General features: G+C 68.1%; 9 protein-coding genes. 4 read left to right on the top strand and 5 right to left on the bottom strand.

Going from position 1 to position 7,998, the window contains the following annotated elements; translation table 11 throughout:
* The 3 genes from QZY03_RS12635 to QZY03_RS12625 form a co-directional block, all read left to right on the top strand.
* Positions 1-2,685: glycosyl transferase (locus tag QZY03_RS12635; RefSeq protein ID WP_295581522.1), on the top strand; the 2,685-nt coding region annotated here is incomplete at its 5' end.
* 340 nt (positions 2,686-3,025) lie between these two features.
* Complete coding sequence (locus QZY03_RS12630) at positions 3,026-3,826, top strand: DUF2092 domain-containing protein (protein WP_295581521.1); 801 nt, start codon at positions 3,026-3,028, stop codon at positions 3,824-3,826.
* The gene (locus QZY03_RS12625; RefSeq protein ID WP_295581519.1) at positions 3,823-4,548 is read left to right on the top strand and encodes a hypothetical protein; all 726 of its coding nucleotides are present in this window, start codon (positions 3,823-3,825) and stop codon (positions 4,546-4,548) included. The genes QZY03_RS12630 and QZY03_RS12625 overlap by 4 nt, the downstream gene beginning before the upstream one ends.
* A gap of 160 nt (positions 4,549-4,708) precedes the next feature.
* On the opposite strand, the gene QZY03_RS12620 is transcribed toward QZY03_RS12625, so the two are convergent.
* Positions 4,709-5,584: an alpha/beta hydrolase gene (locus QZY03_RS12620; RefSeq protein WP_295581517.1), complete on the bottom strand. Its 876-nt coding sequence runs from the start codon at positions 5,582-5,584 to the stop codon at positions 4,709-4,711.
* A 239-nt stretch (positions 5,585-5,823) separates the two neighbouring features.
* Here QZY03_RS12620 and QZY03_RS12615 point away from each other — a divergent pair, with 239 nt between their 5' ends.
* The gene (locus QZY03_RS12615; protein ID WP_295581515.1) at positions 5,824-5,967 is read left to right on the top strand and encodes a hypothetical protein; all 144 of its coding nucleotides are present in this window, start codon (positions 5,824-5,826) and stop codon (positions 5,965-5,967) included.
* On the opposite strand, the gene QZY03_RS12610 is transcribed toward QZY03_RS12615, so the two are convergent.
* The 4 genes from QZY03_RS12610 to QZY03_RS12595 all read right to left on the bottom strand — a co-directional run.
* Positions 5,947-6,132, bottom strand: a complete 186-nt coding sequence (locus QZY03_RS12610; RefSeq protein ID WP_295581514.1) for an AMMECR1 domain-containing protein — start codon at positions 6,130-6,132, stop codon at positions 5,947-5,949. The two genes, QZY03_RS12615 and QZY03_RS12610, sit on opposite strands and share 21 nt — an antisense overlap.
* Positions 6,086-6,571 carry a cyclic nucleotide-binding domain-containing protein gene (locus QZY03_RS12605; protein ID WP_295581512.1) on the bottom strand — a complete coding sequence of 162 codons (486 nt, stop codon included), beginning with the start codon at positions 6,569-6,571 and terminating at the stop codon, positions 6,086-6,088. The genes QZY03_RS12610 and QZY03_RS12605 overlap by 47 nt, the downstream gene beginning before the upstream one ends.
* A gap of 59 nt (positions 6,572-6,630) precedes the next feature.
* Positions 6,631-7,170: a hydrogenase maturation protease gene (locus QZY03_RS12600; protein ID WP_295581510.1), complete on the bottom strand. Its 540-nt coding sequence runs from the start codon at positions 7,168-7,170 to the stop codon at positions 6,631-6,633.
* Positions 7,154-7,998, bottom strand: an 845-nt coding sequence (locus tag QZY03_RS12595) for a nickel-dependent hydrogenase large subunit (protein WP_295581508.1), incomplete at its 5' end; no start/stop codon positions are given. The genes QZY03_RS12600 and QZY03_RS12595, both read right to left, overlap by 17 nt.

The raw sequence follows: 7,998 nt of genomic DNA, 5'->3' as shown, positions 1-7,998 counted from the left end.
CTGCGGGCGACGGTCGCACTGGCGGCTGACGCCGTGGTCGAGGTCCTGTTCCTGACCGGAGTGGCCCCGGACCGGGCGAGCGCGCTGGCGCTGCTGGACGGTTATCACCGCCCGGAAGCGGCCCCCGCGACCGGCACGACCGGTCAGGCGGTTGGCGAGGGGTTGACCGGACACGCAGCCGGCGCCCCCGGTGCGCCGGCCGCCGCCCTGGACCTCGCGGGGGAACCGCTGCGGCTGTTCAACGGTTTCGGCGGGTTCTCCGCGGACGGGCGCGACTATGTCCTGCCCTTGCGCCGCTCGGGCACTGACGCGGGCGCCCTGCCCCGCCCGCCGCTGCCCTGGATCAACGTCATCGCCAACGAACGGGCCGGCTGCCTGGTGAGCGAGGTGGGCGCCGGTTATACCTGGGCACGCAACAGCCAGGCCAACCGCCTCACGCCCTGGTCCAACGACCCGGTGAGCGATCCTCACGGCGAGGCCCTCTATGTGCGGGATGAGGCCACCGGCGAGTCCTGGTCGCCGCTGCCCGGACCGCGGCCGGCCCCCTGTGACTATGAGGTCCGGCATGGTCTCGGCTACTCAGTCTTTCGCTGCGATTACGCGGATTTGGCTCAGGAGTGCACCGTCTTCGTGCCCCGCACGGACCCCCTGCGCTGTCTGCGGCTGCGCCTGACCAACCATGGCACCCGGCCGCGGACGCTGGCGCTCTTCGCCTATCAGCGCCTGGTCATGGGCAACCAGCCGGCCCTGCCGAGCCCGATCGAAACGGGCTGGGATCCCGCCCGCGACCTGCTCACCGCCGTCAACCCGGCGGCCGGCGATTTTGCCAACGGCATCGCGTTCGCCGCGCTGATCCGTTTCGGTGGGACACCTGGACCGCAGTCCTTCACCTGTGATCGCGCCGCCTTCATCGGCCGCCATGGCGACCTGGGCGATCCCCAGGCGTTGCGCGCAACCGCCCTGCTCGACGGCGCTTGCGGGGTTGGGCTGGACCCCTGTTTCGCTCAGCAATCGACCCTGACGCTGGCGCCCGGTGCGTCGGCCGAGTGCAGCTTCCTGCTCGGCGAGTGTCTGGACCAGGCCGAACTGGACGACCTGGTCGCGCGCTACCGCGAGCCGGGTGCAGTGGATCAGGCGCTCGCCCAGGCCAAGGCGTTTTGGGACGATCTGGTCGGCCGGCTGCAAGTCGAGACGCCCTCCCCGGCCATCGACCTGATGCTCAACGGCTGGCTCGTCTACCAGAACCTGAGCTGCCGGATTTGGGCACGCTCCGCCTTCTATCAGTCCGGCGGGGCCTACGGCTACCGCGACCAACTCCAGGACGCGGGGGCCCTGACGGCTTTGCGGCCGGACCTGACCCGGGCGCAGATCCTGCTGCACGCCGCCCATCAGTTTGTCGAGGGCGATGTGCTCCATTGGTGGCACGCGGCGCCCATGGAGCGCGGCCTGCGCACCCGTTTCGCCGACGACCTGCTGTGGCTGCCTTTTGTCACCTGCCACTATGTCCAGGCGACCGGCGACCGCGCCATCCTCGACGCCGAGGTCCCCTATCTCAGCGCCCGGCTCCTGGCGCCGGGGGAAGACGAGGCCTATCTGCTGCCGGAGCCCAGCGGCACCTCGGGCGACCTCTATGACCATTGCTGCCGCGCCCTGGACCGCTCACTCACCCGCGGTACCCACGGCCTGCCGCTGATGGGCACCGGCGACTGGAACGACGGCATGAACCGGGTCGGCCGGGAGGGAACGGGCGAAAGCGTCTGGATGGGCTTCTTCCTCTACCGCATCCTGGGTGACTTCCTGCCGCTGTGCGCGGCGCGCGCCGATCACGCCCGCCTCGAACGCTATACCGATTACCGGACGGCACTGGTCGAGGCGCTGGAGCAATCCGCGTGGGACGGCGCCTGGTACCGCCGCGCCTACTATGACGACGGCACACCGCTGGGCTCCACCGCCGACGCCGAATGCCGCATCGACGCCCTGGCCCAGTCTTGGGCGGCCATCTCGGGTGCGGTCCCGCGCGAACGGGCCGAACAGGCGCTGGACGCGCTGGAGTCGGAGTTGATCAGCGAGACCGAGGGCCTGATCCGCCTGCTCACCCCGCCTTTCGTCGACACCCCCAAGGACCCCGGCTATATCAAGGGCTACCTGGCCGGCGTGCGGGAGAACGGCGGTCAATATACCCACGCCGCCTGCTGGGCGGTGATGGCCATGGCCGAACTGGGACGCGGCGAGCGGGCCGCCCGGCTGCTGGAGATGCTGAGCCCGGTCACCCACACGGCAACCCCCGAACAGGTGGCGACCTACCGGCTGGAGCCTTACGCCGTCGCCGCCGACATCTACGGCACCGAGCCCCACATCGGCCGCGGCGGCTGGAGTTGGTACACCGGCTCGGCCGGCTGGCTGTACCGGGTCGGCGTCGAGTCGGTGCTGGGCCTGCGCCTGGAGCACGGCCACACGCTGATCCTCAAACCCTGCATCCCGGCCGACTGGCCCGGCTACCGGATGACGTACCGGCTGCCGGACGGCCAGACCTCGTGTGAGATCGTCGTCGCGAATGGCGCCGGCGCCGGCCAGGTGATCGCCGTCAGTTTGAACGGGCAGCCGGTGCCGGTCAGCGACGGCGTCGCGCGGATCAGGCTGCCGGAGGGCGGCGGCGCCTGCCGGGTCGACCTGCGTCTGGGATAAGACGATTGGCGGAACGACTGGCTCATGCCGGATGCTCGTCCCGGAGGCGCTGCTCGGGTGGGCCGGCGGGCATTGATCATCATTGCGGCCAGTGCCCCGGCGTCGCACACTGGCGGCATTACCGTGAAAGTCCGGCACGGACCTTGTGGGAGCGGCGTCCCGCCGCGATGCGGTGCCGCGGTGACCGCGAACGCTGCGGCAGCGCGCCGGGGGCCGTCGCGGCGGGACGCCGCTCCCACAGGCTTGCTGCACTGGATCGGCGCCGATCCGTGCCGCGGCGGCCCTGCACCGGGCCAGCCGGGATGTTCCCGAGAGTTCCTTCAATCACAGGAGAACGACGATGAATCTACAGCGTATCAGCGGTTTGGCCCTGGGCGGCCTGCTGCTGCTGACCGGCCCGGCGACAGCCGCCGAGCCGTCGCCACAGGCGGCACCGCCGGACCCGAACCGGATCGTCGCGCGCATGTGCGATTACCTGAAATCACTCGACCGGTTCTCTTTCAGCGCGGAGGTCACCGACGACCGGGTCTACGCCGGCGGCAAGAAACTGCAATTCAGCTTCGACACCGAGACCTTCGTGCAGCGCCCCGACAAACTGCGGGTCAACGCCGCGGGCGATCTGCTCGACAAGCAGTTTTTCCTCAACGGCAAGACCATGACGCTGTACGATCCGACCGCGAAGACTTACGCCACCGCCGAGGTCCCCGCGGATATCGAGGGTGCCCTGGCACACGTCGACCAGAACCTGCACTTCCGGGTGGCGCTTGCCGATCTGGCCAGCCCCAAGCTGTGCGAGCATTTGGGCAAAGGCCAGCGCCATGCCCTGTTCGTCGGGACCGGCAAGGTGCGCGGGGTCGCCGCCGACCATCTGGCCTTCGATCGGGACGATGTCCAGGTCCAGGTGTGGGTCGCCACGGGCGCTAAGCCGGTGCCGGTCAAGATCCTGATCAATCAAAAGAATCTGCCGGCCTCGCCGCAATGGACCGCGTATCTGCAGGACTGGAAGACCGCGCCCCCACTCAAGGCGAGCACCTTCACATTCAAGGCGCCGGCCGGGGTGCAGCAGATCAAGTTCGCGCCGCCGCCGACGGCACCAGCCCAGCCTGTCGTTCAACCTGCCCAGACCGGAGCACAGCCATGAACACGCGTCACTTGAGCCTCATGCGTAAAACCGTGCTGATCGCGGCGGCCCTGGGCCTGGTCGGCTTCGGCACGCTGGCGACAGCCCGCGGCTTTGGCGGGGGTGGTTTCGGCGGCGGCGGCTTTGGCGGATTCCATGGCGGCGACGGCGGTTTCCATGATGATGGATTCAGCGGCGGAAGCTTCCGGGACGGCGGCGGCTTCGCGGCGGCACGCGGGCCGGATGGCGGTGAGTTCGCGGCCGCGCGCGGGCCGGACGGCGGCGAGTTCGCGGCAGCGCGCGGACCGGATGGCGGTGACTTCGAGGCGGCACGCGGGCCGGACGGCGATTCGTTCGCGGCAGCGCGTGGACCGGACGGCGGCGGGTTCGCGGCAGCCCGCGGGCCCGACGGCGACATGGCAGCCGTCCGCGGACCAGACGGCGACTTCGCGGCGCGCGGACCGGACGGCAACGTCGTGGTGGGCGGGCCGGATCGTGGCGGCGTGGTCTATGGCGGGGACACGAGTTGGGGACATTATTACGGTCCCGGCTGGAGCGGCGGCGCGGTCGCCGCGGGGGCCGTCGCCGGGCTGGCCGTGGGCGCCGCGGTCGCCTCGCTGCCGGTGGCTGCCGAACGGGTCATGATCGCCGATCAACCCTATTGGGTCGATAACGGCGTCTATTACCAGCAGTGCTACCAGGGGGCAGCGATGAACTATTGCGTGGTGGCCGACCCGAACTAACGACTTGGCCTTGATCTCCGTTCCGGTCAACGCAATCACCCGGATTTATCCACAGATGTCACAGATGTTCACAGATGAAGAAAAGCACCTGTGTTCATCTGTGGATCGAATTTCCTCCCCAACGCCTCAAGGGACGTTGGCCGGAACGATGATTAAGGTTTCATTCCCCGTCCAGCAGGAACTCGCGCACCAGACGGTGATAGGCGTCCGGCTGCTCGATCATCGGGAGATGACCGCAGCGGTCGAGGCAGGCCAGGCGGCAATCGGCCAGGCGTTCGGCCATTGCCTCGACCGCGGACACCGGCATCAGCGGATCCTGATCACCGGTGACCAGCAGTACCGGGGCCGTGACCTTGGTCAGCGCAGGAAAGAACTCCGGGCTGCCGGCGGTGATGGCGACCTCCAGGGCCGAGAGGGGGTCCGTGCTGAAAAACTCGACCACGCCGTCGCGAATGGCGGTCTCGTCCTCCGGCAGGTTTTCCACGAAAGCGCCGGCGACCGCGCGGCTGATGACCGGGTCATTGGCCGCCCATTCGATCCAGGGCTTCCACAGCGCATGTCCATCGCGCGACAGGGCAAGCAGGGGCCGCCACAAGGATAAGCCGAGATCCATCTGTTGATGGGCCTGGGTCAGGGTGACACGCTCCACCACATTGCGCGCCGTGCCCAAGCTGGTGAGCACCAGTCGGCGCACCCGCGTCGGCACCAGGGCGGCCACCCCGACCGCGACCGCCGACCCGAAGGAGTGTCCGACCAGGTCGAAACGTTCCAACCCCAGCCGGTCGGCGAACTCCAGCGCCTCGCGCGCCAGCAAGGTGGTGGTGATCGGGTCGTGCCAGGGCGGGGTCTCGCCATGGCCGGGCAGATCGAGAGCATAAACCTCGCGGGCATCGGCCAGGTAATCCAGGGTGCCCTGCCAGTGGCGGGACGAACACCGCCAGCCGTGAATGAGCAGCAGCGGCAGGCCGGTCCCGGCCTGCCGGTAAGCGAGCGGGCCGTTCGTGAGCGTAATGTGTTGGACAGGTGTGTAGTTCATGAAGCGCGGACCTTGGTTGCAGCGGCGTCCCAAGGGCGAGTACGGCCTTGACCCCGGGCAAAACCGCCATCTTACCTTCAGAACGCCCCCAACGGGGTCCGACATCGCGACGGCAGCAATTCCAAATTTGGGCAGCATCGCGCGACCCCTGGTGGATGCGGCGCGCGCCACCGCCGTGCCGGGTCCCTGACATCGAACAGCGCGCCTTATCCACCCTACAGCGGCGCCGGTTTTGTAGGGTGGATAAGCGCAGCGCATCCACCATCAGCCTCGCCCACACGCTGCTGACGGCGGCCACCCCAAATTTGGAACTGCTGTCGCGACGGATCGAAGCGCGGGCCCGGCGGGCGGCGCTCTCCCCGTTATCGAGCACGGCCGCATAGAGCGGCGCGCGGTTCGATGGTGCCGATGCAGCCGCGCAGCGCGCCGCGGCGAAGGAGTGTAACGAAGGCTCCGGCCGGCGCGCGCAACGACCGGTGGCGTTCGCCGTCAGCCGTCCGCTCAATAAAGACCCTGAGAGCGGGTGATGTATTTGGTGAGCTCCACATATTCGGCGTTCATCCGCCGCAGGATGCCGTGCCCAACGTGGACGATGTTTTGCATCACCCGATAGACCATCCAGGGTTGCTCGGTCAGCAGGTCTTCGAATGCAGCGCGGTCGAAGCTGCATACCTGGGTACGGCCCAGGGAGCGCAGGGTCGCCGAGTGTGGTCGGCCGGTGACGAAGCCCATCTCCCCGGCCATGTCCCCGGTCCGCAGCACATGGATGGTGGTGTACTCGCCCCGGCCCAGGTCACGGGTCACGGCCAGTGCCCCCTCGGTAATGACGTGCAGGCTGTTATCGATCTTGCCCTCCTCGATCAGAACCTCATGGTCCTGGAGGCGGCGGCAGAAGGTGATGCCCGTCAGGGCGCGCAGTTGATCGTCGGTCAGGCCCTCGCTCAAGGGGGATCCGCGCAGACAGGTGAAATCGTCTATCTCGTTCATCGACGTACCCTCGTTGGTGATCTGGGAACCGTTCACAAGTGAAGTGTGTGTTTCACGTGTTATTGACTCGCTACGTATGCGCTCTCGGGCCGGGTGGATGTCGAACGCACCCCCCAATTGGTCAGGAGCGACCGCGCCGCGGCGATGACCGTCGGGATGGACGCGGCGACGCCGGGCGACAGGTCGAGATCCAGTTCCATCCGGGCCGGCGCCACCCCGATCAACGCCAGCTCGACGGGCCCCTCGCCGAGCAGATCCAGCAGGGCCAGTACCTCGGCGAGGCCCAGATGATGCAAGCTGAGCTTGACCTCCAGGGCGCGACGGATGTCGTCATTGCGGATCAGGCCCACCGCGCCCGGCGGCTGGTCGCCGCCCAGGGCGTCGATCATCAGGATCCGGCCATAGCCCCGGAACAGCGGCAGCAATTCCAGACCCGCGGTACCGCCGTCGACCAAGTCGATCGACGGCTCGAAGCGGTACCCGGCCTCGAGCCGACGCAGGACATGGATCCCCAGGCCCTCGTCGCCCAAGAGCAGATTGCCCAGGCCGAGCAGCAAGATCCCGGAGCGCGCACCCGCTGGTTCAAACGGTGCTGACACGGATCACCCGCTGGCGTTGGTTATCGTGTAGATGGATCGCACAGGCGAGGCAGGGGTCGAACGAGTGCACCGTGCGCAAGACCTCCAGCGGGCGCTCCTCGTCGAGGACGGGATTGCCGATCAGGGCCGCCTCGTAGGGGCCGCGGGCGTCGTCCTGGTTGCGTGGTCCAGCGTTCCAGGTCGAGGGCACTACCGCCTGATAGTTCTTGATCTTGCCATTGTCGATGACGATCCAGTGCGACAGGATGCCGCGCGGGGCCTCGTGGAACCCGAAGCCCATCTGTTCGCCCTTGGGAAAAACCGGCGGATTGAAGCTGGTGTAATCGCCGCCCGCTATGTTGGCGATCAGGGCGTCGTAGTTTTCCAGCAGCATGTCATAGAGCACCTGGGTGCGTACGCAGCGCGCCGCGTGCCGGCCGAGGCTCGAATGCAGTGCCGTGAGCGGCACCGCGGAGCCCGTGATCGCGCCGATGCGGTCCATGGCCAGCTTCAGATAGCGCGTGGTGCCCTCGTGGCCCGCGGCCACCATCGCCAGGACATTGGCGAGCGGGCCGACCTGCGCCGGCTGGTCGGCGAACGAAGGCGACTTGACCCAGGAATAGGCGCCGTTTTCGTTGAAGTCGGTATAGTGGGGGACGGTGTCCTCCTCATAGGGCGAACGGGTCCAATCGCCCTGATACCAACTGTGCCTCGACTTTGGCCATTTTTGCCTGAGGCCGGGCGCTGTGCACGGGTGGGCTGGACCAGGGCCGGCGGCTCCTGCGGAGGTGGCGGCAGCGGGAGACCGGCGGTATCGTCTGAAGTCGACCAAAACACCAGCCGTCACCG

Source organism: uncultured Lamprocystis sp. (assembly GCF_903933125.1).
Lineage (GTDB): Bacteria > Pseudomonadota > Gammaproteobacteria > Chromatiales > Chromatiaceae > Thiodictyon.
Note: the sequence above shows the minus strand (reverse complement) of the source record. Positions and strands in the feature narration are given on the sequence as shown.

Excerpts from the sequence above, each read along its gene's own strand:
- QZY03_RS12620 (WP_295581517.1), bottom strand. The coding sequence starts at position 5,584 with ATGAACTACACACCTGTCCAACACATTACGCTCACGAACGGCCCGCTC.
- QZY03_RS12605 (WP_295581512.1), bottom strand. The coding sequence starts at position 6,571 with ATGAACGAGATAGACGATTTCACCTGTCTGCGCGGATCCCCCTTGAGC.
- QZY03_RS12630 (WP_295581521.1), top strand. The coding sequence starts at position 3,026 with ATGAATCTACAGCGTATCAGCGGTTTGGCCCTGGGCGGCCTGCTGCTG.
- QZY03_RS12610 (WP_295581514.1), bottom strand. The coding sequence starts at position 6,132 with ATGTGGAGCTCACCAAATACATCACCCGCTCTCAGGGTCTTTATTGAG.
- QZY03_RS12625 (WP_295581519.1), top strand. The coding sequence starts at position 3,823 with ATGAACACGCGTCACTTGAGCCTCATGCGTAAAACCGTGCTGATCGCG.